Origin of the sequence: Amycolatopsis roodepoortensis (assembly GCF_014873915.1) — a bacterium.
Classification (GTDB): domain Bacteria; phylum Actinomycetota; class Actinomycetes; order Mycobacteriales; family Pseudonocardiaceae; genus Amycolatopsis; species Amycolatopsis roodepoortensis.
Map to the genome: position 1 here is coordinate 1,626,092 of NZ_JADBEJ010000004.1, position 25,497 is coordinate 1,651,588.

At 69.2% G+C, this 25,497-nt stretch carries 26 protein-coding genes and 1 pseudogene; 18 read left to right on the forward strand and 9 right to left on the reverse strand.

Translation table 11 applies throughout. The annotated features are described in order from the left end of the window. Positions 1-21 precede the first annotated feature (21 nt). Positions 22-696, reverse strand: a complete 675-nt coding sequence (locus tag H4W30_RS44215) for an alkaline phosphatase D family protein (protein ID WP_264082851.1) — start codon at positions 694-696, stop codon at positions 22-24. 91 nt (positions 697-787) lie between these two features. Next, a pseudogene (locus H4W30_RS44220) lies at positions 788-1,606 on the reverse strand (alkaline phosphatase D family protein); the annotation flags it as partial. A gap of 149 nt (positions 1,607-1,755) precedes the next feature. On the opposite strand from H4W30_RS44220, the gene H4W30_RS18415 reads away from it, so the two are divergent. The 3 genes from H4W30_RS18415 (at position 1,756) to otsB (ending at position 7,428) form a co-directional block, all read left to right on the forward strand. Next, positions 1,756-3,330, forward strand: coding sequence for a threonine/serine exporter family protein (locus tag H4W30_RS18415; RefSeq protein WP_192743899.1), 1,575 nt, complete (start codon positions 1,756-1,758; stop codon positions 3,328-3,330). Positions 3,331-3,411: 81 nt separating this feature from the next. Next, the gene (locus H4W30_RS18420) at positions 3,412-4,863 is read left to right on the forward strand and encodes an alpha,alpha-trehalose-phosphate synthase (UDP-forming) (RefSeq protein ID WP_192743900.1); all 1,452 of its coding nucleotides are present in this window, start codon (positions 3,412-3,414) and stop codon (positions 4,861-4,863) included. A gap of 36 nt (positions 4,864-4,899) precedes the next feature. Then, a complete protein-coding gene (gene otsB / locus H4W30_RS18425; protein ID WP_192743901.1) occupies positions 4,900-7,428 on the forward strand; it encodes a trehalose-phosphatase in 2,529 nt (842 codons plus the stop codon). A gap of 189 nt (positions 7,429-7,617) precedes the next feature. Here the strand turns inward: otsB and H4W30_RS18430 are convergent, their stop codons facing one another. From H4W30_RS18430 to H4W30_RS18445, 4 genes are all read right to left on the reverse strand, one after another. Next, the gene (locus tag H4W30_RS18430) at positions 7,618-7,890 is read right to left on the reverse strand and encodes a MoaD/ThiS family protein (protein ID WP_318780617.1); all 273 of its coding nucleotides are present in this window, start codon (positions 7,888-7,890) and stop codon (positions 7,618-7,620) included. After that, positions 7,891-8,943 (reverse strand): WD40/YVTN/BNR-like repeat-containing protein, encoded by a 1,053-nt coding sequence (locus H4W30_RS18435; RefSeq protein WP_192743902.1) that lies wholly within the window; start codon positions 8,941-8,943, stop codon positions 7,891-7,893. It lies immediately after the preceding gene. A gap of 212 nt (positions 8,944-9,155) precedes the next feature. After that, a complete protein-coding gene (locus tag H4W30_RS18440; protein ID WP_192743903.1) occupies positions 9,156-10,112 on the reverse strand; it encodes a glycoside hydrolase family 6 protein in 957 nt (318 codons plus the stop codon). A 91-nt stretch (positions 10,113-10,203) separates the two neighbouring features. Then, the gene (locus H4W30_RS18445) at positions 10,204-10,869 is read right to left on the reverse strand and encodes a C39 family peptidase (protein ID WP_125683629.1); all 666 of its coding nucleotides are present in this window, start codon (positions 10,867-10,869) and stop codon (positions 10,204-10,206) included. A 158-nt stretch (positions 10,870-11,027) separates the two neighbouring features. Here H4W30_RS18445 and H4W30_RS18450 point away from each other — a divergent pair, with 158 nt between their 5' ends. Beyond that, a complete protein-coding gene (locus tag H4W30_RS18450) occupies positions 11,028-11,639 on the forward strand; it encodes an RNA polymerase sigma factor (protein WP_192743904.1) in 612 nt (203 codons plus the stop codon). Further along, complete coding sequence (locus H4W30_RS18455) at positions 11,626-12,768, forward strand: CU044_5270 family protein (RefSeq protein ID WP_192743905.1); 1,143 nt, start codon at positions 11,626-11,628, stop codon at positions 12,766-12,768. Before H4W30_RS18450 ends, H4W30_RS18455 begins: the two co-directional genes overlap by 14 nt. Here H4W30_RS18455 and radA read toward each other — a convergent pair. Both radA and H4W30_RS18465 read right to left on the reverse strand, forming a co-directional pair. Further along, entirely contained in the window at positions 12,765-14,123 is a 1,359-nt protein-coding gene (gene radA, locus H4W30_RS18460) for a DNA repair protein RadA (protein WP_192743906.1), read from the reverse strand. The two genes, H4W30_RS18455 and radA, sit on opposite strands and share 4 nt — an antisense overlap. 112 nt (positions 14,124-14,235) lie before the next feature. Further along, complete coding sequence (locus H4W30_RS18465) at positions 14,236-14,955, reverse strand: copper chaperone PCu(A)C (protein ID WP_192743907.1); 720 nt, start codon at positions 14,953-14,955, stop codon at positions 14,236-14,238. A 297-nt stretch (positions 14,956-15,252) separates the two neighbouring features. Here H4W30_RS18465 and H4W30_RS18470 point away from each other — a divergent pair, with 297 nt between their 5' ends. From H4W30_RS18470 to H4W30_RS18520, 11 genes are all read left to right on the forward strand, one after another. Further along, positions 15,253-15,744, forward strand: coding sequence for a CarD family transcriptional regulator (locus H4W30_RS18470; RefSeq protein ID WP_005165253.1), 492 nt, complete (start codon positions 15,253-15,255; stop codon positions 15,742-15,744). Between the two features lie 59 nt (positions 15,745-15,803). Then, positions 15,804-16,451, forward strand: a complete 648-nt coding sequence (locus tag H4W30_RS18475; RefSeq protein ID WP_378233140.1) for an IspD/TarI family cytidylyltransferase — start codon at positions 15,804-15,806, stop codon at positions 16,449-16,451. Positions 16,452-16,591: 140 nt separating this feature from the next. Further along, positions 16,592-17,062, forward strand: a complete 471-nt coding sequence (gene ispF, locus H4W30_RS18480; protein WP_034310203.1) for a 2-C-methyl-D-erythritol 2,4-cyclodiphosphate synthase — start codon at positions 16,592-16,594, stop codon at positions 17,060-17,062. A gap of 28 nt (positions 17,063-17,090) precedes the next feature. Further along, positions 17,091-17,486 carry a PPOX class F420-dependent oxidoreductase gene (locus H4W30_RS18485; RefSeq protein WP_126730235.1) on the forward strand — a complete coding sequence of 132 codons (396 nt, stop codon included), beginning with the start codon at positions 17,091-17,093 and terminating at the stop codon, positions 17,484-17,486. A gap of 14 nt (positions 17,487-17,500) precedes the next feature. Next, on the forward strand, positions 17,501-17,896 hold the full coding sequence (locus tag H4W30_RS18490; RefSeq protein WP_192743908.1) for a PPOX class F420-dependent oxidoreductase: 396 nt from the start codon (positions 17,501-17,503) through the stop codon (positions 17,894-17,896). A 100-nt stretch (positions 17,897-17,996) separates the two neighbouring features. After that, positions 17,997-18,683: an HAD family hydrolase gene (locus tag H4W30_RS18495; RefSeq protein ID WP_318780618.1), complete on the forward strand. Its 687-nt coding sequence runs from the start codon at positions 17,997-17,999 to the stop codon at positions 18,681-18,683. 46 nt (positions 18,684-18,729) lie between these two features. Continuing rightward, the gene (gene cysS, locus H4W30_RS18500) at positions 18,730-20,121 is read left to right on the forward strand and encodes a cysteine--tRNA ligase (protein WP_192743910.1); all 1,392 of its coding nucleotides are present in this window, start codon (positions 18,730-18,732) and stop codon (positions 20,119-20,121) included. 35 nt (positions 20,122-20,156) lie between these two features. Continuing rightward, complete coding sequence (gene rlmB / locus H4W30_RS18505) at positions 20,157-21,113, forward strand: 23S rRNA (guanosine(2251)-2'-O)-methyltransferase RlmB (RefSeq protein ID WP_037335364.1); 957 nt, start codon at positions 20,157-20,159, stop codon at positions 21,111-21,113. 84 nt (positions 21,114-21,197) lie between these two features. After that, a complete protein-coding gene (locus tag H4W30_RS18510) occupies positions 21,198-22,631 on the forward strand; it encodes an MBOAT family O-acyltransferase (RefSeq protein ID WP_192743911.1) in 1,434 nt (477 codons plus the stop codon). 12 nt (positions 22,632-22,643) lie between these two features. Further along, positions 22,644-22,994, forward strand: coding sequence for a hypothetical protein (locus H4W30_RS18515; RefSeq protein ID WP_192743912.1), 351 nt, complete (start codon positions 22,644-22,646; stop codon positions 22,992-22,994). A 9-nt stretch (positions 22,995-23,003) separates the two neighbouring features. Beyond that, on the forward strand, positions 23,004-23,483 hold the full coding sequence (locus H4W30_RS18520) for a diadenosine tetraphosphate hydrolase (protein ID WP_192743913.1): 480 nt from the start codon (positions 23,004-23,006) through the stop codon (positions 23,481-23,483). Here the strand turns inward: H4W30_RS18520 and H4W30_RS18525 are convergent. Beyond that, positions 23,411-24,130 carry an alpha/beta fold hydrolase gene (locus H4W30_RS18525; protein ID WP_192743914.1) on the reverse strand — a complete coding sequence of 240 codons (720 nt, stop codon included), beginning with the start codon at positions 24,128-24,130 and terminating at the stop codon, positions 23,411-23,413. The genes H4W30_RS18520 and H4W30_RS18525 overlap by 73 nt on opposite strands. An 87-nt stretch (positions 24,131-24,217) precedes the next feature. On the opposite strand from H4W30_RS18525, the gene H4W30_RS18530 reads away from it, so the two are divergent. Further along, positions 24,218-24,778 carry a TetR/AcrR family transcriptional regulator gene (locus tag H4W30_RS18530; RefSeq protein ID WP_192743915.1) on the forward strand — a complete coding sequence of 187 codons (561 nt, stop codon included), beginning with the start codon at positions 24,218-24,220 and terminating at the stop codon, positions 24,776-24,778. Next, positions 24,775-25,380, forward strand: a complete 606-nt coding sequence (locus tag H4W30_RS18535; protein WP_192743916.1) for a transglutaminase-like domain-containing protein — start codon at positions 24,775-24,777, stop codon at positions 25,378-25,380. Before H4W30_RS18530 ends, H4W30_RS18535 begins: the two co-directional genes overlap by 4 nt. Positions 25,381-25,497 lie beyond the last annotated feature (117 nt).

Below are 25,497 nucleotides of genomic sequence, written 5' to 3' on the forward strand. Positions count from 1 at the left end.
GGCCAGTATATCGGCGCCCGTTCAGCCGTCCGCAGGGCGCACCCGGGGCTCACCGGCCACCGCCCGGAAGGCGTGCGCGAACGTCACGGCGGTCGCCGGGTCGCGGCGGTCGGCGACGTAGTACCAGTTCATCCGGACGGCTTCCGGGGTCACTTCGAGGACGCCGGGGCCGTGCGAGTCGAGTTCGACGAAGCGCACGTGCGGGTTCAGCGCGCGGATCGCGGCCTCGACCTTCAGCGAGCCGGTCCGCGGCGGGACACCGAGCTGCTCGTCGATGTTGTCGGAGGTGACCGACGGGCAGACGAACTCCACGGCGACGCTCGTCCCGTCGCGCGGCACGTCGTTCGCCCACGACGAGTGGACGTCGCCGGTCAGGAACACCGTGTTGCCCCGGCCCTGTGCCGCGATGGTGTCGAGGACCCGGCGACGATCCTCGGTGTAGCCGTCCCACTGGTCGGTGTTCACGGTGGTCGGCTGGCCGTCGAGCAGGTCGTCGAGCGCGAGCCGTTCGCGGGTGGGCAGCGCGGGGATCTTGATCGGCGTGACCATCACCGAATTCCCGATCAGGTTCCAGGACGCGGTCCCGCGGGCGAGGCCGTCGAGGAACCACTGGCGTTGCTCGGCGCCGAGGATGGTGCCGTCCGCCTCCGGAGCCGGGCCTGGCTGCCGGGTCCGGTACGTCCGCAGGTCCAGCATGGTCAGGTCGGCCCGCTTTTCGAAGCTCCAGCCCGAACTTCAGCCGCCGGTACAGCCGGTCGCCGCGGTGCCGCACCGGCATCCATTCGAAGTACGCCTGGTGCGCGGCCCGCATCCGGTCCACCCAGCTTCCCTCGGTCGCCGGGTCGTGTGACGGCGAGCCGCCGGACCAGGCGTTGTCGGCGGCCTCGTGGTCGTCCCAGGTCGCGACCATCGGGTGACGGGCGTGCAGCCGCTGGAGGTGTTCGTCGGTCTTGTACATCGCGTGGCGTTGCCGGTAGTCCCCCAGGGTGATCAACTCGTTGGGCGGTACCGAGGGGCGGAGATCACTTGCAGGGTTGGGATTCCCTTCGTAGAGGTAGTCACCCAGGTGAATGAAGGCGTCGAGGTCGTCACGGTCGGCCAAACAGCCGTAGGGGGCGAAGTGACCGACAGCCCAGTTGGCACACGAGACCACGCCGAACCGCAGGCTCGCGACGTCCTGGTCGTGAGAAGGCGCGGTACGTGTCCGCCCGGACGGCGAGACCTCCCCCTGAGACGTGAAGCGGTACCAATACGCGGTCGACGCGCACAGCCCGCCCGCGGTCACCTTCACCGTGTGGTCGCGTTCCGGTCCCGTCCGGACGTGACCGCGAGCGACGACGCGCGTGAATCCGGCGTCTTCGGCCACCTCCCACCGGACGCCGACAGACGTCCCTTTTCCGGATCCCGGAACCGCGTCCGGCGAGGGGGTGACGCGGGTCCAGAGGAGCACCGAATCGGGCATCGGATCGCCCGACGCCACCCCGTGCGCGAAAACCGGGGCCTCCGCCCCGCTAGATGCACCCGAAAGGGTGAATGCCGCCGCTGTTCCGGCGGCGGTGACCCCGGCCGCGCGAAGAACGGATCTCCTGCTCACAGAGGACGCCATGGCATGCAGTGTGCCGTAAACCGGCGTGCCCGCGATGATCTTCCTCCAACGTGGTGGACGCCACTTCGGGTTTCCTGCAACGGTCGAGGCACCGGCCCCGATGCTCCTCGGGAAAGTCCCTCGAACCAGAGTGAGGAGGTGGATCGATCATGAAGATCAACGAGCACACCACGGGAACCCAGCGGGGTGAACAGAGCGGGCACAGTGCCGAAAAGAACCAGGACGAAACACCCGAACGTGGCGAATGGCTGCTGGAAGCGCCGCGCCAACGTGACGGAGAGCGATCGATCCCCCAGGCCCGCTCGCACCGGCCGAATCTGCTGCGCCGCCGCGCCTGGCAGATCCTCGAGGCGCCGACGGCGGAGCAGCCCGCCGTCGAGAGCGACGAGGCGATGGGCCCGAAGCCGCCCGACGACTCGACGGTCAACTTCGTCCTGGACCTCGCCCTGCGCATCGGCGAGGTCCAGATGTCGAGCGGCGCCGGCGCCTCCGACGTCACGGCGACGATCATCGCGCTGACCTCCGCGCTCGGCCTCCCGCACTGCGAGGTCGACGTGATCTTCACGTCGATCACGGTGACCTGCCACCGCGGCACCGACATGGCGCCGGTGACGGCGCTGCGCGTGGTCCGCTCGCGCAGTCTCGACTACACGCGGCTCACCCAGACCGAGACGCTGGTCCGCCGGATCGTCCGGGGCAACATCGGCGCCGAAGAGGCCCAGCAGGTCCTTCAGCGGATCACCTCCGCGCCGCACCCGTACCCCCGCTGGGTGGCCACGGCCGCCTGGGGCGGGCTGGCCGCGTTCATCACCCTGATCCTGGGCGGCAGCATCGACGTCGCGCTGGTCGCGCTCGTGATCAGCGCGGTCATCGACCGCCTCGGCCGTTTCCTCAACCGCTTCGCGCTGCCGTTCTTCTTCCAGCAGGTGATCGGCGGCCTGGTCGCGACCCTGTCCGCGATGGCGATAGTCAGCAGCAACCTGCTCACCACGGACAAACCCACGCTGGTCGTCGCGGCGGCCGTCACGGTGCTGCTGTCCGGTCTCTCCACGGTTTCCGCCGTGCAGGACGCCATCACGGGCTACTACGTCACGGCGGCCGGGCGCACGACGGAAACCGCGTTGATGAGTGCCGGGCTGATCGCGGGCGTGGTGCTCGCGCTGAAGATCGCGGTGCTGCTCGGCCTCCCGCTGACGCCGCTGCCCGAGGTCGTCTCCTCGACGCCGCAGCAGCTTCCGATCATCGTCGTCGGCAGCATCGGCGCGTCCGCCTGCTTCGCGCTGGCCTCGTATTCGACGCTGCGCGCGATGATCGTCGCGGGAGCGGCGGGCGCCATCGGCGGCGCGGTCTACGGCGCCTTGATGCTGACCGACTTCCAGGCCGTCAGTTCGTCCGCCGTGGCCGCCACGCTGGTCGGTTTCTGCGGCGGCGTGCTCGCCAGGCGGCTCAAGGTGACCCCGCTCGTGGTGGCTGTGTCCGGCATCACGCCGCTCCTCCCCGGCCTCTCCACCTACCGTGGTCTATACCAATTGGGCGTCGAGCCCGGTGGGAACATCTCGACGCTGATGACCGCGGTCGCGATCGGGCTTGCCCTGGCAGCGGGTGTGGTACTCGGCGAATACCTCGCGCAGCCGGTGCGGACGGGCCTCGGCAGGCTCGAACGCAAGTTCGCCGGGCCGAGGATGGCGGGCCCGATGGAACCCGCCGAACGACGCTTGGAGTGATCGCTCGCCGACCGGCCGCGGCCTCCTCGCGCGATAGGGTTTCCGCTTAGGGCAGCGACCCGCGAATCGAGGGAGCGGCTGGTGGACGAAGTGATTGCCGAGAAGAGCAGAACGGCCTCCGCGGATTTCGTGGTGGTCGCGAACAGGCTCCCGGTGGACCTCGAACGGACCGCCGATGGAAGCAGGCGCTGGACGGCGAGCCCCGGCGGACTGGTGTCCGCGCTCGAACCGTTCCTGCGGTCACGCAAGGGAGCCTGGGTCGGATGGCCGGGTGTGCCCGACGTCGACGTCGACGAGTTCGACGACGACGGCCTGGTGCTGCACCCGGTCTCCCTGACGTCGGACGACGTCCGCGACTACTACGAGGGCTTCTCCAACGCGACGCTCTGGCCGCTGTACCACGACGTGGTGGAGCGGCCGGTGTTCGACCGGAGCTGGTGGGAGGCCTACGTCCGGGTGAACCGGCGCTTCGCCGAGGCGAGCGCGAAGGTCGCGGCCGAGGGCGCGACCGTGTGGATCCAGGACTACCAGCTGCAACTGGTCCCGGCGATGCTCCGCGAACTGCGGCCCGACCTCCGGATCGGGTTCTTCCTGCACATCCCGTTTCCCCCGGTCGAGTTGTTCATGCAGATGCCGTGGCGGACCGAGATCGTCCGCGGCCTGGTCGGGGCCGACCTCGTCGGGTTCCACCGGCCGGGTGGCGCGCAGAACTTCCTCTGGCTGGCGCGGCAGCTGGCGGGCCTGGAGTCCAGCCGTGGCGCGGTCGGCATCCGCACCCGCCCCGGCCTGATGCAGGTCGGCGACCGCACGGTGCGGGTCGGCGCGTTCCCGATCTCCATCGACGCCATCGGCCTCGACAAACTCGCCAAGACCAAGGGCGTCGCCGAACGCGCCGCCCAGCTGCGGCGTGACCTCGGCAACCCGAAGAAGGTCCTGCTCGGTGTCGACCGGCTCGACTACACCAAGGGCATCGACCTGCGGCTGCAGGCGCTGCACGAGCTGCTGCACGAAGGCCGCGTCCGGCCGGAGGACGTGACGTTCGTCCAGCTGGCCACCCCGAGCCGCGAACGCGTCGAGCACTACCAGCGGATGCGCGGGGACATCGAGCAGATGGTCGGGCGGATCAACGGGGAGTTCGCCCGCGTCGGTCACCCGGTCGTGCATTATCTGCACCAGTCCGTGAACCGGACGGAGCTGGCCGCGTTCTTCTCCGCGGCCGACGTCATGGTGGTCACTCCCCTGCGTGACGGGATGAACCTCGTCTGCAAGGAGTACGTCGCCTGCCGCCACGACCTGGGCGGTTCGCTCGTGCTTTCGGAGTTCGCCGGCGCCGCGGCGGAGCTCACCAGCGCGCTCCTGGTCAACCCCCATGACCTGGACGGGGTGAAGAACGCCTTGGAGACTGCCATTACGCTCGACCCCGCAGAGGGACGCCGCCGTATGCGCGCCATGCGTCGACAGGTCCTCACGCATGACGTCGACCGCTGGGCGCGCTCGTTCCTCCAAGCGCTCGGCGCCGAACCGGCCGACTGATTCCCCATCCCCCGCTACGTTCCCGAGGAGAAATCGTTGACCGCCGAGGCACTGCCCGCCGAGCTGCGGCGCGCGATCGTCCAGGTCGCGCGCACCCCGCGGTTGCTGGTCGCCTGCGACTACGACGGCACGCTGGCTCCGATCACGGCCAACCCGGACGAAGCCCGGCCGCTGCCCGAATCGGTAGGCGCGCTCAGGTCGCTGGCCGGCCTGCACGAGACGACCACCGCGGTCATCTCCGGCCGCGCGCTGCGTGATCTCGCCACCCTGTCCCGTCTCCCGGCCGAGGTGAACCTGGTCGGCAGCCACGGGTCCGAATTCGACATCGGCTTCATCCACGCGCTCGACGACAAGGCCCGCGAGCTGCACAGACGGCTCGAAGCCGAGCTGGAGAACCTGGTGCTCGACGTGCCGGGCGTCTCACTCGAGGTCAAGCCCGCGAGTATCGCGGTGCACGTCCGCCGCGCCGAGCACGAGGCGGGCCGCCGGGTCCTTCGCGACGTCCACAATGGACCCTCGCAGTGGGAGGGCGTGTCCACGACCGACGGCAAGGAGGTCGTCGAGCTCGCGGTCGTTCAGACGGACAAGGGCCGCGCGCTGGACACCCTGCGCCACCAGGTCGGCGCGACGGCCGCGGTGTTCCTCGGCGACGACGTCACCGACGAGAAGGCGTTCGCCCGGATCTCCGGCCCGGACCTCGGGGTGAAGGTCGGCGACGGCGAAAGCCTCGCGCAGTACCGCGTCCCGGACACCGTGGACGTCGCGATCGTGCTCGCCATGCTGCTCGAAGAGCGACGCAACTGGCTGTACGGCGAGCAGGCTCCGCCGATCGAGCGGCTTTCCATGCTGGCCAACGAACGTTCGGTCGCGCTGGTCACCCCGGACGCCCGGCTGACCTGGCTGTGCCACCCCGGTCCCGACGCGCCCGCGATCTTCGCGGACCTGCTCGGCGGTGCCGGCGCCGGCCACTTCTCGATCAAGCCGCACCGCAACGGCCTGCCGCTCGGGCAGCGTTACCTGCCGAACACGATGACGGTCGAGACCCGCTGGTCGCGGCTGCTCGTCACCGACTACCTCGAGCCGGAGAGCCCCGCGCACCGCACGGATCTCGTCCGGGTGATCTCGGGCGAGGCGTCGGCGGAGATCGTGTTCGCGCCGCGGCCGGAATTCGGCGGTGTCCCGGTGAAGCTGGTCGCCCAGGGCGACGGGCTCCTGGTGCAGGGCACCTCGGAACCGTTCGCGCTGCGCTCGCCCGGCGTCGAGTGGGAGATCACCTCCGACGGCATGAACGACACCGCGACGGCGCTCGTCAGCCCCACCCCGGAGAGCCCGGTGGTACTCGAACTCCGTTGCGGCACCTCGGATCTCGGCGCGCACGAACTGTCCGAAGTGGAGCGACGCGCCCGCGCGGGCGACTACTGGAGCACCTGGGCGCGGACGCTCAAACTGCCCAGCGTCCAGACCGACCTCGTCGGCCGCTCGGCGCTCACGCTGCGCGGGCTGGTCAACGCCGACACCGGTGGCGTGCTCGCCGCGGCGACGTCCTCGCTGCCGGAGGAGATCGGCGGCGTCCGGAACTGGGACTACCGCTACTGCTGGATCCGCGACGCGGCCATGACCGTGCGCGAACTGGTCCACCTCGGCTCGACCGAAGAGGCCGAAGGTTACCTCCGCTGGCTGCACGGCGTGCTGTCCACTTTGGCCGGTCCGGAGCGGCTGCACCCGCTGTACACCTTGGCGGGCAGCGTGATCGGCGCCGAAGCGGTCATCGAGTCGCTGCCCGGGTACGCCGGTTCGCGGCCGGTCCGCGTCGGCAACCTGGCGAACCACCAGGTGCAGCTGGACGTGTTCGGCCCCGTCGTCGAACTCGTGCAGACGCTGGCGGCGGCGCGCGGCGAACTCCGCGACGAGGACTGGCAGATGGTGCGCGCGATGGCCGAAGCCGTCACGCGGCGCTGGAACGAGCCGGACCACGGCATCTGGGAGGAGCGGCACGTGCCGCGCCACCGGGTGTACTCGCGGGTGATGTGCTGGGTGACCATCGACCGGGCGATCAAGCTCGGCGAGGTCTACGGCCGTGCGGTGCCGGGCGCGTGGCCGACGCTGCGTGACGAGATCGCCGCGGACGTCCTGGAGAAGGGCTGGAACGAAGAGGTCCAGGCCTTCACCACGGCTTACGACGGAACGGATCTCGACGCCGCGTCGCTGTTCGTCGGGCTGACCGGGCTGATCGATCCGGCCGACCCGCGTTTCCAGTCCACGGTGACCGCGATCGAGGCGGAGCTGCGCAGTGGGTCCACTGTGTACCGATACCGCCGCGACGACGGCCTTCCCGGCGGCGAGGGCGGTTTCCACATCTGCGCGGCCTGGCTCATCGAGGCGTACCTGCTCACCGGGCGGCGTACCGAGGCCGAGGAACTGTTCACGCAGATCGTCGACGCCGCGGGCCCGACCGGGCTGCTGCCCGAGCAGTTCGACCCGATCGCGGAGCGCTCGCTGGGCAACCACCCGCAGGCGTATTCGCATATCGGGCTGATCCGCTGCGCGAACCTGCTTGCCCAGTAGCGGGCCCACGTTCGAGACGCCGTGAAGGCCTCCCTCCCTACCCGCAAGGTAGCGAAGGAGGCCTTCACGACCTCCAGGGTCAGGCACGCCCTAGGCGAGCGTCGCGAAAGCCACTTTCGGGACATCTGACGTCTCGAAAGTGGCTTTCGCGACACCGCCGGACCGTCGGCGATGTGATGAAAGGCCCCTTCAGCCCCCGGCGACCGACGGGATGATCTGGACTTCCTTCACCTCCGCGAGCGAGGTCTTGGCACCGTCCAGACGGCGGCATTCCTCACCGTCCACATAGAAGTTCACGTAACGCCGCAGCGCACCGGTCTCGTCGCGCAGGCGGCGTTCCAGCGCAGGGAACCCGGCGCCGAGCGAGTCCAGGACGCCGTCGATCGTCGAGGCCTCGACTTCGAGCACACCGCGGCCGTCCGCGAGGTGCCGCAGCATCGCGGGCAACAGGACCCGGACCACCTAGACCACCTGGGCCCGCACGCACAACACGTCCGGCAGATGCGCGGCCACCTGATGCCAGGTGTCGCCTTCGTCGGGACTCGCCCACACTTCACCGGATCGCGTGCCGAAGTAGATGCCGTCCCGCGAGTCCACGCACATCCCGTCCCGCAGCACTCCCGCGTAGAACCCCTTGTCCGGCAAGCCGTTCCCGAGACCGGTCCAGGTCTCGCCGGCGTCCTCGCTGCGGTAGACCCGGCAACGGCCATCCGGCGGGAAGCGGAGAACGTCGGCCACCAACGGGAAGTTGTAGACGGTGTCCGGTTTGGACGGATGGACGACCATCGCGAACCCGAAGTCGTTCGGCAGGCCGTCGGCGATCGACCGCCAGGTCTTCGCGTCGTCGTCGCTGCGGTAGACACCGCCGTGGTTCTGCAGGAAGAACCGCTCGGGACGCGACGGATGCATCGCGACCTTGTGCACGCACTGCCCGAATTCGGGCTCCTCGTCGGGCAGGAAACCGGCGCTGATCCCGCGGTTGGCCGCCGTCCAGCTCTTGCCACCGTCCTCGGTGCGGTAGACCCCACCGGTCGACATGGCGACGGTGATCCGCCCGGGATCCGTGGGATGCGGCAGGATCGTGTGGATCATCTGGCCGCCGCCACCGGGAGTCCAGTGTGGACGGTGTTCGTGTTCCCAGAGCCCGCGGACGAGTTCGAAGTTCTCGCCGCCGTCTTCGGACCGGAACAGCGCGGACGGCTCGACACCGGCGTAGACGACGTCCCCGGCGAGCACGATCTGCCAGATGCCTTCGAGCGCGGTCTCGGTGTCGGCGGGGAAGGCGACCGGCGCGTGATCCGGCTGGGACCAGGTCTCGCCGAAGTCCCCGGACGTCGCGATCGTCGGGCCGAAGTGCTCGTTGACCGCGGCCGCGTAGATCTTGGCGGGGGCCAGCGCGACCGCCCGGACGGCCTCCATGGGGAACTTCGGTTCGGAGATCTCCCAGTTCACGCGGTCCTCGCTGCGGGCGAGGAACAAGCCCTTCCTGGTACCGATCCCCAGCTGGAACTCCACGACGCCATCCTCTCGGCCGACACTGTGACTCAGGTCACCGTACTACCGGAAGCGCGTGAAGGCCCCCTTCCCTCGACTGAGCCGAGGGAAGGGGGCCTTCACGGGAGATGGAGGCGTCGCGCCGGCTGCTGTCCAAGGGGTCGTGGCCCTCGCCTTCTCGGGAGAACGAGGGTCACAGACGAACAGCCGGCGCGACGGGCTTGGAGGGGTGGTCAGGTCCCGCTGATCAGGCGCAGCGCCAGATCGGGGCTGAACTGACCGGCTTCGACGTTCGGCGCGATACCGCATTTGCCGTCGGAGTCACCGGGCACCTTGACCCAGAGCAGCATCTCGGCGCCGCCGCCGGTCTGCGAGGTCGCGCCGAGCTTGCGCCCGGCCGGGTTGCACCATTCGGAGCCGAGCGGGCCGTTGCCGTTGCGGCTGGTGTCGATCACGAACGGCTTGGTGTAGCCGTACTTGCTCGACAGCGCGGCGCTGACGGCCTTGCCGTAGTTCGCCGAGTCGGTGGTGGTCTTGTAGTTCGACACGTTGATCGCGAGACCGCGGATCGACTTCACCCCGACGGCGTTGAGCCGGTCGGCCATCGTCGCGGCGGGGATCCAGGTCGAGTTGCCGCCGTCCATGTACGCCCAGGTGTTCGGGGCCTTGGCGGCGAACTGCTCGGCGGCGTACTTGAGCAGGTCGAGGCGGGTCTGGCGCTCGCCGACGGGCAGGCAGTCGACCTGCGCGAGCGCGTCCGGCTCGATGACGACGACCGCGGGCTTGCCACCGATACCGTCGGCGAAGTTCGAGATCCAGGTCCGGTACGCCTCCGGGCTGCCCGCGCCGCCACCGGAGTGACCGCCGCAGTCGCGGCCGGGGATGTTGTAGGCGACCAGGATCGGCAGCTTGTCGGCCACGTCGGCGGCGTAGGTGTAGCCGTCGACGGCGGTCTTGACGTTCCCGCTCCAGTTGCCGAACCAGCGCGCGCCCGCCTTGGTGGAGATGGCGGCCTTGATCTTGTCGGCGGTGCTGCCCGGGTGATCCCGCACCCAGACCGCGGGGTTGGAGTTCGGGTCGACGTAGAAGCCGTTGGTCTTCTCGAGGGGGTTGCCGTCGGCGGCCATGGCAGGCGAGGCGACCAGCGCCAGCAGCGAGGCGGCCAGCAGACCGAGCGTCTTGATGCGCATGTCCACCAGCTTCGAGCCCTCCCGTACAAGATTCGTACAACCCACGCGTTTCGTCCTCCGAACGCGTCCAGAGGACGAAACGCGGCCAGGGTCAGGCGGAGTAGCCCTTCGGCGGGATCAGGGTGGCGAGCTGGTTGAAGGTGAGCCAGTAGATCTGGTTGCCGCCGAAGTTGGCCGGGTCGGCGATCTTCACCGTCATGTTGTCGCTGTTGTAGCCGATGATCGTGAAGTAGTGGTAGATCGTGTAGTTCGGGTAGCCCGGCGGGTGGTTGTTCGCCGGGGCGACGATGTTCGCGACGATCGCGTAGCCCTTGTCGACGTCCAGCACGATGTCGCGCCACAGGAGGTCACGCTGCGCCTGGGTCGGCGGGTCGTTCGGCATCTCCTTGGTCTCATACCAGCCGCCGGCGACGTGATTGTTGAGGACGCGGGTGACCTGCCCGATCCAGTCGGTGCCGTTGGTGCTGGTCGGCAGCTCGTTCGCGAGCTGCTGCTGGCTCGGCGGGTTTCCGTTCTTGGCCGAGATGGCGATCCGGGTGGCGGCCGGGCCGCACCAGTACCCGGTCTCCTGGATCTGGTACTGGATGTTGAGCTCCGCGGCCGCCCTGACCCCTTCGACCTTGGCGGGCGGCGCCATCGACTTCACGAAGTCGGGCGCGGGTACGACGTAGTCACCTTGGGCGACGGCGGCCGCCGGTGCGGTGATCAGTGCGGACACCGCGAGCGCGGCCACGACCGCGGTCCTGAGTCGGCGCATGGCAATCCTTCCCCAGTTTCACTTCTGAATAGTGAATCCTGAACAGGATCTCCGGTCCGACGGCTTTTGTCTGCGGCGTCACCTGCGCTTTCCCCGATCGGCCCACGACGAAAGTAGGATCGGATGAACGCTCCGGGGGTCATCGGGCAATAGCGATCGTGCAGGTGATGAAAGACGATCACGAGCAGGCCGGCACGCGCGGGCTGGACAGGCCGGATCTCGGTGGTCCGGATCCCGCACCCGTCTTCGGCCTGCTCTTCGACGCCCACGCGGCCCCGCTGCAGCGCTATCTCGCGCGCCGCGTCGGCACGGAGACCGCGCACGACCTCGTCGCGGAAACCTTCCTGGTGGCTCTCCGGCGACGCGAGACGTATCGCCCCGAGGCCGGTACGGCGCGCGCGTGGCTCTACGGGATCGCGACGAACCTACTGCGCCACCACGTCCGCACGGAGACCCGGGCGCTCCACGCGACGGCCCGGCTCGCGGCCGCGGGCCAGACGGTCTCGGCCGGACACGACGGCCGCGTCGCCGAGCGGGTCGACGCCCAATCCCGCGCGGCCCAGCTCGCGGGAGCATTGGCCGAACTGAGCGCCGCGGACCGCGACACCCTGCTGCTGGTCTCGTGGGCGGGGCTGGATCCCGGCGAGGTCGCCGAGGCGCTGGGAATTCCCGCCGGGACGGTCAGATCACGGTTGCACCGGATCCGGAGATGGCTGCGTGCCAACGCACCGGAGTCGACGAAGGAGGGCGGCGGAAGTGCACGGCGATAACATCCGGAAGGTGTGGTCCGAGGCCGAACTCGACGAAGCGCTGGCCGGCCTCCACGCCGGACCCGAAACCCGGCAGGACGAACTTTCCCGCGCCAGGGCCGCGCTCCTGCGTGCCGCCGGCGATGTCGAGGACGAACTCCTCCCCGTGGCCACGCGCCCGGTGCGGAAGCGGCCGGGCTCGTGGCGGTGGATCGCGGCAGCGGCCGCCGCGGCGCTGGTGTCCGGCGGGGGAATCGTGGCGACGAACGTCTTCACCTCCGACGACGGCCCGGACCCCGCGGCCCACTCGACCGTCACCCGGGGCGAAGACGCGGTCGAGGGCCTCCACGGCGACGACTTCCCGATCCGGGACGGCCAGTACCGGCTCGTCACGGAATCCACCTGGACCACGCATGTCACCGACAAGGGGCTCGTGTACCAGACCAACGAGATCCTCGAACGGTGGCTGCCGCCGCACAGCTGGATGCCGGTCAAGACTCGCTTCACCGGCACCGGCGAGATCCGGTGGATCAAGGGCGACTACCAGACGGCCAAGGCCAACGGCGAGACCCTCCCTGGCCCGTCGTCCCACGTCACCTTGGCGGAGGGGCGGCCGCCGCGCACCACGCCACAGGTGCCTCCTCCGGTGAAGACCTCCGAGCCGGGCCCGCCGGATCGGCTGCTGCCGTCGGAAAGCGGCTGGACCGACCCCACCCCGGAGTTTCTCGCCGAACTGCCCGCCGATCCGGCGAAGCTGTCCGAGCGGCTCCGCCGTGACGGCCTCTGGCCCGACGGCCGCTCGCCGGATCAGCTGAACTCCGTACCCGAGATGTTCGAGATGGCCTTCAACGTCCTCCGCTCGTCCCAGGGCTTCGGCGCGATGCGGGTGGCGCTGTGCACAGCGCTCGCGAGGATGCCCGGCATCGCCGTGGCGAGCCTGGTCGCTCCCGGCGGACGGCCCGCGGTGTCCTTCACGGTCGCGTTGCCGGACCGGACGCGCACGTTCGTCGTCGACCGGGCGACGGCGGCCGTCATCGGGAACCGCGCCGTCCGGTCCAGCGGACAGGACGAGGGCTGGCCGGGGCTGACCTTGTTCGACACCGCGATCTCGGTGGTGATCACCGACGACGGCGGCCCCAAGCCCAGCTAACGCGCGTGCTTGGCGGCGTTGAGCGCGCTTCCGACGTCCGAGACCTCCAGCACCCGGATCCCCGGCGGGATCTTGCCGGAATCCGGCGGCACCAGCGCGTAGGTGAAGCCGAGCCGGGCGGCCTCCGCGAGCCGCCGCCCGACGCTCGGCACCCGCCGGACCTCGCCCGACAATCCGACCTCGCCCATCGCGACGAGCTTGGGAGAGAGCGGCGTGTCCCTCGCCGAGGAGATCAGGGCCAGCACCACCGCGAGGTCGATCCCGGGTTCGGTGATCTTCATGCCGCCGACCGTCGCCACGTAGACGTCCTTGTCGCCGACCTTGATGTTCGCCCGCTTCTCGACCACGGCCAGCACCATCGCGACGCGTGCCGAATCGAGGCCGCTCACCGCGCGCCGGGGCTGCGGTGACTGGGTCGCCGACACGAGCGCCTGCACCTCGCCGAGCAGCGGCCGCTTGCCCTCCATGGTCACCGTGACCGCGGTGCCCGCGACCGGCTCCGCGGTGTGGCTGAGGAACAGCCCCGACGGGTCGGGCACGCCGACGATGCCCTCCTCGACCAGCTCGAAGCAGCCGATCTCGTCGGCGGCGCCGAACCGGTTCTTGATGCCGCGCAGCATCCTCAGCGTCGAATGCTTGTCACCCTCGAACTGCAGGACCACGTCGACCAGGTGCTCCAGCACCCGCGGCCCGGCGACCGAACCGTCCTTGGTGACGTGGCCGACCAGCACGATCGGCAGCCCGCGCTCCTTGGCCAGCGCGACCAGCCCGGAGGTGACCGCGCGGACCTGGGTGACGCCGCCCGGCGCGCCCTCCACCTGCGGCGAGGCCATGGTCTGGACCGAGTCGACGATCAGCACCCCCGGTTTGACCGCGTCGACGTGCCCGAGGATCGCGGACAGATCGCTCTCGGCCGCGAGGAACATCTCGTCGTGGACGTTGCCGGTGCGCTCGGCGCGCAGGCGCACCTGCCCCGCCGACTCCTCGCCGGTGACATAGAGCGCCCGGCCCGCGGTGGCCGCCCATTGGTAGGCGACCTCCAGCAGGAGGGTCGACTTGCCGACACCGGGCTCGCCCGCGAGCAGGATGACGGCGCCCGGCACGAAGCCGCCGCCGAGAACCCGGTCCAGCTCGGAGACGCCGGTGGGCTTCGCGCGCGCCGTCTCGACGTCGACCTCGCCGATCGGGCGCGCCGGGGCGCTCGGCGCTCCCGCCGCGACCCTGGCTATCGCGGGGCGGGCGTCGCCGCGTTCCTCGATGGTCCCCCATGCCTGGCATTCGGGGCAGCGCCCGACCCACTTCGGCGCCTCGTATCCGCATTCACCGCAGCGGTAGGTGCTGCCTTTCTTGACCACCCCGCGAGGCTAGCGGCCACCACCGACAAACCCCGGCAACGACGCAAGTACGTGAAGGCCCCCTTCACTGCGCCAGGCGCAATGAAGGGGGCCTTCACGTACTTCTGAGGACTTAGTGCCCGCCGCCCTTGGCTTCCTTCTCCGGCGCGGGCGCCCGGCTGCCCGGGTGCGACGGCGCCGCGACCGGCAGGTCCACCGTGATCGAGCCGGAGTTCTTGAAGACGAAGGTGACCTTGATGGTCTGACCCGCCCACACCGGCTGCTTCAGCCCCTGCAGCTCGACCGTGGCCTTGCCCACCTGGTCCGGCGCGTTGGTCGTCTCCGGGCCCGCGGACGGCGTGACCGTCCCGGCGGAGCTCGACGGCGCACCGGAAGACGACGGGGCACCCGACGACGACGGCGCGCCCGAGGACGACGCCGGCGCGGAGGACGGGGCGCTCGTCGGGGCGACCTCCTTGGTCGACTCGACCGAGTCGGAGGGGCCGATCACCAGCGCGTGGCCCGCGGCGATGACCTTGGACCCGGTGATCTTGGCGTCACCGGCGGCGGCTTCGGAGGAGACGGAGACGAGCTCGTCGTCCAGCTTGCCCTGGTTCACGATGGTCAGCGTCAGCGGCGCGGCGGAACCGGCCGGGTACGCCTGGCCCTCGGTCGGGAACTGGAGCGCGGCGTTCCGCAGCACCAGGTCCTTCGCCTGCGCGTACGTCCCGTTGACCGCGGGCTGCTGCGAGTCGGTCTGGGTGATCTGACCAGCACCGCAGCCGGCGAGCACGAGCGCGGCGCCGAGCGCCAGCACACCTGCGCCGAACACGCGACGATTCTGCAGCCTCACGTCGGAGTCCTTCCATCTCACGGCCTCTTCACCGCGAAGACTAGCCGGGCGCCTTCGCGGCCGGAGAACCCGGTGCGTGTTGACACCCCACCAATGCGGCGACGTGCCCAAGATCAACCGTCCACAAAGGATTTGGAAATCGTTCGCTTCTCACCAGCGTGAGCATGGGCGAATTGGGTTTGTCAACCCCCGGGCGGAGCACCGTCAGGCCGCTGACCTGCGACGACGATCGCGGGCCGCTAGGTGGGCCTCGTCGGCACGTGCTAAGATGAATTCAGCGAAAGGGGCAGAGGACACATGGTTTTCAAGGTCGGAGAGACCGTCGTCTACCCGCACCACGGTGCCGCACTCATCGAAGCCATCGAGACCCGCGTGATCAAGGGCGAGGAGAAGAAGTACCTCGTCCTCAAAGTCGCGCAAGGGGATCTTACGGTTCGCGTGCCCGCTGACAACGCCGAGATCGTCGGCGTTCGTGATGTCGTCGGGCAAGAAGGACTGGACAAGGTTTTCGACGTTCTGCGTGCTCCGCACACCGAAGAGCCCACCAACTGGTCTCGTCGGTACAAGGCCAACCTCGAGAAGCTCGCCTCCGGCGATGTGAACAAGGTGGCCGAAGTGGTGCGCGACCTCTGGCGGCGAGAGAAGGACCGCGGACTTTCAGCCGGCGAGAAGCGCATGCTGGCGAAGGCGCGGCAAATTCTGGTCAGCGAGCTGGCGCTCGCGGAGGGCACCGACGAGGACAAGGCTGAAGTCCTCCTCGACGAAGTTCTGGAAACCGCGGCAGTCTGAACCGGCGGGTGTCCCACGCCAGGTGAGGCTGCGGGGGATACCTCTACGATCGCGCACATATGAGCACCGTCCTTATGAGCACGATCGTGTTCGTCACTGTCGTTCGACACCATGCCTCCGACGCGGAGCTCGCTCTCGCGCCGGTCAATGGTGAAGCGTTACTCACGCACACTGTGCGGGGGCTGCTCGCTCTGCCGGATCTCGATCTGGTGGTCGTAGCGGCCCCCGAGCGGTGTGCGGACTCGTTTTCAGCCGCTTTGCGCGGCTTCGAAGAGCGTTGCCGGATAGTACCCGGCTCGTCACTCGAGCATGCTTTCGACTCCGTCGAAAAAGAGATCGCCGGGGATCCGGTGATCCTCGTGCACGACGCCCTGCGCGCCTTCACCCCCGCGGACACGGTCCGGGCCGTCGCGGACGCGGTCCGGGCGGGCTCGCCTTTCGTGGTTCCCGTGCTGCCGATGGCGGACACCGTGAAGGTGACCGACGCGGCGAAGGTGATCACAGGCACCGAAGACCGCACATACCTGCGCACCGCCCAGACCCCGCTCGGCTTCACGCGTGAGACTTTTCTCTCGTATGCCGTCGAGCCGTCTCTCGACGGCGCGCACACCGTCCCTGGCCATCCCGACGCGATGCGCGTCACCAACGCGTTCGAACTGAAGCTGGCCGAGGCGATCGCCCGGGCCGGGGAAGAGGAAGTGCTGTGAGCTGCTCGCGCCGCGCGTGCCGAGAGGCCCCGCTATCGCGGCGGCAGGGCGCGCCATCCCCCGATCCGGGCGTAAGCCGCTAACGTGCGCCCTGGCGACGCGATCGCGGTCGCGCGCGAACGGCGGAAAGAGGAAGTGCTGTGAGGATCGGGAACGGCGTCGACGTCCACCCCGTCGAGGCGGGCCGCGAATGCTGGATCGCCGGTCTTCTCTGGCCGGGTGTCGACGGCTGCGCGGGCCATTCCGACGGTGACGTCGCGGCGCACGCGTTGTGCGATGCGCTCCTGTCGGCGGCCGGGCTCGGCGATCTCGGCGCGGTGTTCGGCACCGGCGATCCGCGCTGGGCGGGCAAGCACGGCGTCGAATTCCTCGCGGAGGCGCGGCGACTGGTCGAGGCGGGCGGCTGGACCGTCGGGAACGCGACCGTGCAGATCGTGGGCAACGCGCCGCGGGTCGGGAAGCGCCGCGAGGAGGCGCAGAAGGTGCTGAGCGAAGCGGTCGGCGGGCCGGTGAGCGTCTCCGGGACGACGACCGACGGGCTCGGCCTGACCGGACGCGGCGAGGGCATCGCGGCGTTCGCGACGGCACTGCTCCTGCCCTCGCAGGAATAGCCGCCGCCGGGCGCCGGTTCCGGCTGTCATGGCAGTCACACTTCCCGAACCGGTCCGCGAACTGGTGGACGGCAAGAACTTCGCGACCGTGGCCACGCTGGACGCCGACGGCGGCCCGCAGACCTCGGTCATCTGGGTGGGCCTCGACGACGGCGATCTCGTCTTCAGCGCCACCGAAGACCGGCTGAAGGTCCGGAACCTGCGTCGCGATCCTCGCGCGAGCGTGTCGATCACCGACGCGGAGAACCCGTACCGGCACACGCAACTGCGCGGCACGGTCACGATCACTCCGGATCCTGGAAAGACGCTGCCGAAGACGCTCAGCCATAAGTACCTCGGCCAGGACCCGCCGCCGGAGGGCGACGACGTCGAGCGGGTGATCGTCCGCCTGCGCGTCGAGCGGATCGCCGGGAACGTGCGGTGATTAGGCTCTCCGGTATGGGTGTGACCTTCAACGAAGCGACCAAGAAACTCCTCGACGGCAACAACTTCCCGGTGCTGGCGACCATCAACGCGGACGGCTCCGCGCAGACGTCCGTGCTGTGGGCGAAGCGGGACGGCGACACGGTGGTCTTCGCGACCGTCCGCGGCCGTCTCAAGGAGCGGAACATGGCCAGGGACCCGCGGGTGTCCGTCTCGGTCTTCGACCAGGAGAACCCGTACGACTACGTCGAGATCCGCGGGACCGTGGAGATGACCGACGAGGGCGGGCGCGAGCTGATCAACGAGCTCTCGCACAAGTATCTCGGCAAGGACTACCCGGAGGAGCCGGCGGACGTCGTCCGCGTGCTGGTCCGGATCACGCCCACCAAGATCACCGGCAACGCCGCCTGAGGCTGAAGGCCCCTTCACCGCCGATTTCGCGATGAAGGGGCCTTTCATCTCACACGCGAGGAGCAGCAGAACCCCCACGATCGTGGCTAATGTGGGGCTCGTGACCTTTCGCGCTGTGTTGTTCGACTTCTCCGGCACGGTCTTCCGGCTCGAACAGGACGAGACCTGGCTCGCCGACCTCACCGACCACGAGGGCGAGAGCCTGGACATCGAGGCCCAGACCGAACTGATGCGCCGGATGACCGCGCCGGTCGGCCAGGTCGTCGATCTCGACGAAGAGCACCTGCACGCCTGGAACCACCGCGACCGCGACCCGGTGCTGCACCGGAAGGTGTACCTCGAGGTCCTCAAGCAGTCCGGGGTGCCGCACGCCGACCAGGCGGTCGCGCTCTACACCCGGCTGATCGATCCCACCCAGTGGACGCCGTACCCGGACACCGAAGCCGTCCTCAAGGGCGTCTCCGGCAAGGGCGTGAAGGTCGGGGTGCTGAGCAACATCGCCTTCGACATCCGGCCCGCGTTCGGCCGCCGCGGCTGGGACGCCTTCGTCGACGAGTTCATCCTGTCGTTCGAGGTCGGAGCGGTGAAGCCGGAGCCGGAGATCTTCCGCGCGGCCGTCGAGCGGCTCGGGGTCGACCCGGCGGAAACGCTCATGGTCGGCGACAGCGAGGAGGCCGACGGCGCCGCGCGCGAGATCGGCTGCGCGTTCGCGCTGGTAGAGCCGCTGCCGACGACCGAGCGGCCGGACGCCCTGCTCAACGTCATGCGCGCCCACAACGTGCTGTAATACGGTCACCGCGACACCGCTCACGCCGACCCCGTACCCTTTTAGGGTGGCACTACACCTCTATGACACGGCGACCCGGAGCGTGCGGGAATTCCATCCCGCCCGTAGCGGAACGGCGTCCATGTACGTGTGTGGTGCCACCGTGCAGGGCGCACCCCATATCGGCCACGTCCGCGGCGCGCTGAACTACGACGTCCTTCGTCGCTGGCTCGTCCACAGTGGACTCGACGTGCTGATGGTCCGCAACGTCACCGACATCGACGACAAGATCCTCACCAAGGCCGCCGCGGCGGATCGCCCGTGGTGGGAATGGGCGGCCACGCACGAGCGCGCCTTCGAGTCGGCGTACGAGGCGCTGGGCTGCCTGCCGCCTTCGATCGCTCCTCGGGCGACCGGGCACGTCACGCAGATGGTCGAGCTGATGCAGCGGCTGATCGACGGCGGGCACGCGTACGCCTCGGGCGGCGACGTGTACTTCTCGGTCAAGGCGTTCGACGGTTACGGCGATCTCTCCGGCCAGAAGCTCGACGAGGTCCAGCAGGGCGAGAGCCTCGGCGAGGGCAAACGCGATGCGCGCGACTTCACGCTGTGGAAGGCCGCGAAGCCGGGCGAGCCGTCTTGGCCGACGCCGTGGGGCTCCGGCCGTCCCGGCTGGCACCTCGAATGCTCGGCGATGGCGACCACGTACCTCGGCGCGGAGTTCGACATCCACGGCGGCGGCGTCGACCTGGTGTTCCCGCACCACGAGAACGAGCGCGCCCAGTCGAACGCGGCGGGTGATGGGTTCGCGCGGTTCTGGCTGCACAACGCCTGGGTGACCTTGTCCGGCGAGAAGATGTCGAAGTCGCTGGGCAACACGGTCTCGATCCCGGAGATGCTCAAGAACTACCGGGCGCCCGAACTCCGGTACTACCTGGTCCAGCCGCACTACCGGTCGACGATCGAGTACTCCGACGGAGCGCTCGCCGAAGCCGCACAGGGCTACCGGCGGATCGAACAGTTCCTCCGCCGCACGGCGGGCATCGCCGGCACGGTCCACCTCGGCGAGATCCCGGACGGGTTCGCGGCCGCGCTCGACGACGACCTCGCCACTCCGCAGGCCTTCGCAGTGCTGCACAACACGGTCCGCGACGGTAACGCGGCCCTCGACGCGTCCGACAATTCCAAGGCACTCGAAATCGCCGCCTCCGTGCGCGCGATGACCGACGTGCTCGGCCTCGACCCGCTCTCCGCGCGCTGGTCCGAGGCGGGCGGCAATGAGACGCCCACCCGGCAGGCACTGTCCGAACTGGTGGAAGGGCTGCTCACCGAACGGCAGCAGGCCCGCGCCGACAAGGACTTCGCCCGTGCGGACGCCGCGCGTGACCGCCTCCAGCAGGCGGGCATCGTGGTGGAGGACACCCCGAACGGTCCACAGTGGACCGTCAAGGACGTCTGACCCTTACTCGGTCTCTAGCTCAAGGATTCTCACTGATGGCAGGCAACTCCCGGCGCCAGGGCGCTATTCGCAAGCCCGGCACGAAGAAGGGTCAGGTCGTCGGCTCCGGCGGCCAGCGCCGGAAGGGCCTCGAAGGCAAGGGCCCGACGCCCAAGGCCGAGGACCGGCCCGGCCACAAGGCGTACCGGATGGCCAACGCGCGTGACCGCAAGGACCAGGCGCGGCAGAAGAAGGCCGACAAGCCGGAACTGATCGCCGGGCGCAACCCGGTGGTCGAGGCGCTGCGCGCCGACGTGCCGGCCACCGCGCTGTACGTGGCGATCAACATCGAGATCGACGACCGCGTGAACGAGGCCGTCCGGCTCGCCGGCGACAAGGGCATCTCGATCCTGGAGATCCCGCGCGAGGAACTGGACCGCAAGACCAACCGGGCGATGCACCAGGGCCTCGGCCTGCAGGTCCCGCCGTTCGTCTACGCCGACCCGCGCGACCTGATGGCCGTCGCGAAGGACTCCGGGCAGACCCCGCTGTTCGTCGCGCTCGACGGCGTCACCGACCCGCGGAACCTCGGCGCGGTGATCCGGTCGGCCGCCGCGTTCGGCGCGCAGGGTGTCCTCCTGCCGGAGCGTCGCAGCGCGGGGATGACCGCGGTCGCGTGGCGGACCTCCGCCGGCACCGCGGCCAAGCTGCCGATCGCCGTCGCGACCAACCTCACCCGTCAGCTGAAGGCGTGGAAGGACGAGGGCCTGATGGTCGTCGGCCTCGACGCGGACGGCTCGGTGGACATCGACGAACTCGACCTCGCGGCGGATCCGCTGGTCATCGTGCTCGGCTCGGAGGGCCGCGGCCTGTCCCGGCTGGTGCGCGAGACCTGCGACGCGACCGTGTCGATCCCGATGGCGGCGGGCGTCGAGTCGCTCAACGCGTCGGTCGCGGCCGGCGTGCTGCTGGCCGAGGTGGCGCGCCGCCGGCGGCTCGCGGGACGTGTCTGACCCCGCACTTCGTCACACGGTGCGGGAACCTCAGGCTAAGGTCACCAGCGGCTAACGCGTAACCGCCCTGGGGGACCCGCACCGATGTCGTTCATTTCACCGCTGTTCCTGTGGTACTTCATGCCGGCGATCCTGCTCGCCGTCCTGGTGTGCCCGCGCAGCTGGCGGAACGGCATCGTCGCGGTCGGCAGCCTGATCTTCTACGCCACCGGCGCCGGCCCGTACACGCTGGTGCTGCTCGGCTGCATGGTGGTCAACTTCCTCGCCGGGCCCGCGCTGGAGCCGAACGCCTGGGACCTGCAGAACAAGCGGCGCAAGCGGCTGCTGCTCGGGGTCATCGGCCTCAACGTCGGCATGCTGCTGATCTGGAAGTACGCGGGATTCGCGACGCAGCAGATCGCGGCCGTGACGCACTGGTTCGGCGGCGATTTCCCGGTGGCCGAACTGGTCATCCCGATCGGCATCTCGTTCTACACGTTCCACCACATCTCCTACGTGGTGGACATCTACCGCGGTGAACGCCGCGCGCTGCGCGACCCCGTGGCGTTCACCGCGTACATCGCGATGTTCCCGCAGCTGGTGGCCGGGCCGATCGTGCGGTTCCGGGAGATCGCGGGCCAGCTGCCGCAGCAGCGATCCCACCGCCTCGACGACATCGCCGCCGGTTTCCCGCGGTTCGCGCTCGGGCTGTGCAAGAAGACGATCATCGCCGACTCGCTCAGCCCGCTGGTGGACACCTGCTTCAACACACCACCGGATCAGATGACCTTCGCGATCGCCTGGCTCGGCGCGATCGCGTACACCCTGCAGCTGTACTTCGACTTCTCCGGGTACTCCGACATGGCGATCGGGCTCGGCCGCATGCTCGGCTTCCGGCTGCCCGAGAACTTCGCGAGACCGTACTCGTCGGTGACGATCACCGAGTTCTGGCGGCGCTGGCACATGTCGCTGTCGCGCTGGTTCCGCGACTACGTCTACATCCCGCTGGGCGGCAACCGCGCCGGCGCCGGACGCACGTACCGGAACCTCTGCATCGTCTTCGTGCTGACCGGGTTCTGGCACGGCGCGCAGTGGACGTTCCTGATCTGGGGCATCTACCACGGCGCGCTCCTGATCGTGGAGCGCGCGTTCGGCTACGACACCGCCCCCAAGTCCCAGGCCGCGCGCATCGGGCGCCGCGCGCTGACGCTCGTGCTCGTGGTGTTCGGCTGGGTGTTCTTCCGCGCCAAGGACCTGCCGCAGGCGCTCGGCATGATCGGGCACATGGTGCTGCCGGACTTCACGGGCCTCACCGACGTCGTCGAGAGCGCGGTGACCAACCAGCGGCTGATCATCCTGCTGTGCGCGCTGGCGATCGTGTTCCTGCCCGCGCATCCGGTGACCGGGCCGCTGCTGGAGTCCTCGCGGAGCCGCCCGGCGACGGCGCTGCGGATCGGCGTGATGACCGTCGGGCTGGTGTACGCGGCCATCCTGATCGCGACCGGGACGTTCAGCCCGTTCCTCTACTACCAGTTCTGAGGGAGCCCGAGAATGACCGACCTGGCCGCTCAGCCCGGAGTGATCCCCTACGTCGACAACCACGACGGCCCGCGGCGGCTGCTCACCATCGACATTCCGCTCGTCCGCCATGCCCAGATCTTCGCGCCTCTCGCGAGCATCGACGGCAGGCAGTACGTGGTCTCGTGGGGCGCCGTCATGTTCGAAATCCCCGCCGACCGGAATGTGCACGTCAGCGTGCACCTGCATACCAACTACACGGGCCGCGCGGGAGACACGTCGACTCAGTTCGCGTCGATCGTCCTCGCGCCCCACGCGGCGCCGGTCCGGCTGGCCGCTCAGTTCCCGTCCAACGGGGAGGGTTCGCTGTTGCCGGTCGGCTAGCTTGGCCGCATGACCGGCGACTGGAAGCGGGATCGGATCGGTTCGGCGCTGCGCGGGGAGAACCCGACGGTGCTGCGACGGCTGGACGCGGGGTTCGCGGTGATCGGCGATACGCAGTTCCTGCCGGGCTACTGCGTCCTGCTGGCCGATTCCCCGGCCGTCGGCAGGCTGACCGACCTACCGCGGCCGCGACGGCTGGCGTTCCTGTCGGACATGGAGCTGCTCGGCGAAGCCGTCGGAAACGTCTGCGCGCGTAGGGATCCGGGCTTCCGAAGGGTGAATCTGGAGATTCTCGGCAACACGGATCCGTTCCTGCACGCGCACGTCTGGCCGCGTTACGGCTGGGAGCCCGCCGAGGTGGTCGGGCGACCGGTTTGGCTGTATCCGGTGGAGAACTGGGCCTCTTCGTTGGGGCCTCAGCACGATTCGCTGCGTTCCGAGCTGACCGCGGAGATCGACAGGCTGCGTGCCGCGTCGAGTACGAGCTGAGCGAACTCCTTGCCGCGCACCATCGGCAGGTAGTGTCCCGCCTTCGGGACATTGACCAGCCTGCCGTCGGCGCAGGCGTCGAGAAAGCGGCGTTCATGGCGGCGGAAGTGGTCGTGTGAGCCGTTGACGATCCACGTGGGGCCCGGGTAAGCCGAGAGTTCCGCCAGCACGTCGAAGTCCGCGAAGGCCTCGGCGACGTCCGGAATCACCTCGGTCGCGATGCCGCCGCCGATCACCGCTTCGGCGAGTTTCGACGGCAGGACGCTTCGGAACTGCCAGCGGCTCAGCCGCTCGCCCTGGTCCGGCAGCCGCATGAGCAGGCGGTGCGCTACGCGGAACGGAGTCTCCAGGGCACGGCCGGGCAGGAGGGTCGAGTCCGCGACGACGAGACCGGCCACGCGCTCCGGATACCGTGCGGCCGCGGCGATCGCGGCGTAACCACCGAGGGAATGCCCGACGACCAGCGCGGGTTCGTCGATGGCTTCGGCGATCACGTCCGCCGTCTCGGCCAGGGTGAACCGCTCCCCCCGACGGGCGCCATGACCTGGGAGATCGACTGCTTTCGCGGCCTCACCGAGCAGTTCGAGCTGCTCGGTCCACGCGGCGCCGCTGAGCCGGATGCCGTGGACGAAGACGATGGGGACCATGGACGACCTCCTGAATGCAACGCACCGTTGCGTTGCAAAGTACGCGCCCTCGGCACACAACGCAACGGTGCGTTGTATTGTTGCCGGGTGACCACCCAGAACGGTCCGCGCAAAGCCGAGGCGATCTTCGCCGCCACTCTCGAACTGCTGGCCGAACACGGTTACGACAAGCTCGCCGTCGAGGCCGTGGCCGCCCGGTCCGGCGTCAACAAGACGACGCTGTACCGATGGTGGCCGTCGAAGGACGCGCTCCTGGCCGCCGCGCTGCGCGATTCGGGCCTGTTCGCCGTCGACGTCCCCGACACCGGCAGCCTGCGCGGCGATCTTCTCGCCGTGGCAACGCAAATCCATCGATTGCTGACCTCGGAGCGCACCGCGCCGGTCGTCACGGCGGCCTTGACCGCGGGCCCCCGGCGCCCCGAACTCGGCGAGGTGTCACGGAGTTTCTTCGCCGACCGCATGTCACGCGAAGAGCCGATCTTCGAACGCGCCACCGCGAGAGGCGAACTGCGCGCCGGCGTCGATCCGGTTCTGGTGATGGATCTGCTCGCGGGGGCGATCTGGTTCCGGTTGCTGCTGCGCGGCGGCGACGCGGGCCCGAAATTCCTCGAAGAAGCCGTCGATACCGTACTGGGTGGTGCCGCGTGAAAATCACGCTGAAGATCGAATCCGAGCGCCTCGAAGATTATCTCGCCGCCGACGCGATCGTCGATCACGATCACCCTCTGATCCGCGAAACGGCTGACAGACTGTCACCGACCGGTGGCACCGAAGTCGACGTGATTCGTTCGATGTTTCACTTCGTGCGCGACGAGATCGACCATACGGTGGACGCCGCCGATTCCCGGGTCACTCTTATGGCCTCCGAGGTTCTGCGCGAGGGAGTCGGGCTCTGCTACGCGAAGGCCCATCTTCTGGCCGCTTTGCTTCGCAGCCAAGGCATCCCGGCCGGGTTCTGTTATCAGCGGATCGGCGTTCTGCACGGGCTCAACGGCGTGTACCTCGCAAGCCTGGACCGGTGGATCCGGCTCGACCCCAGAGGCAACAAAAACGGTGCGGACGCGCGCTTTCCTTTGATACAAGCGAACCTGCCGGAAGAGGAGCGGCTCGCGTGGACACTGGACCCGGGCAAGGGGGAGATCGACTTCCCCACGGTGTACACCGCACCGTCTTCGGCAGTCGTCGAGACCTTGTCGTCGGCGAAGCCCGGACCCGCCTGGTACGAAGGAATACTTCCGCACGCTCCGTGAGTGGTTTTTCCGTGTTCCGGCGAAACCTCCGATGCGAAACCGGCATCGCCGTGCGTCACATTCGTTGTCGGTCGCTTTCCCCCGAATTTCTTATTTCGGGCTGGTCACGATGCGCGT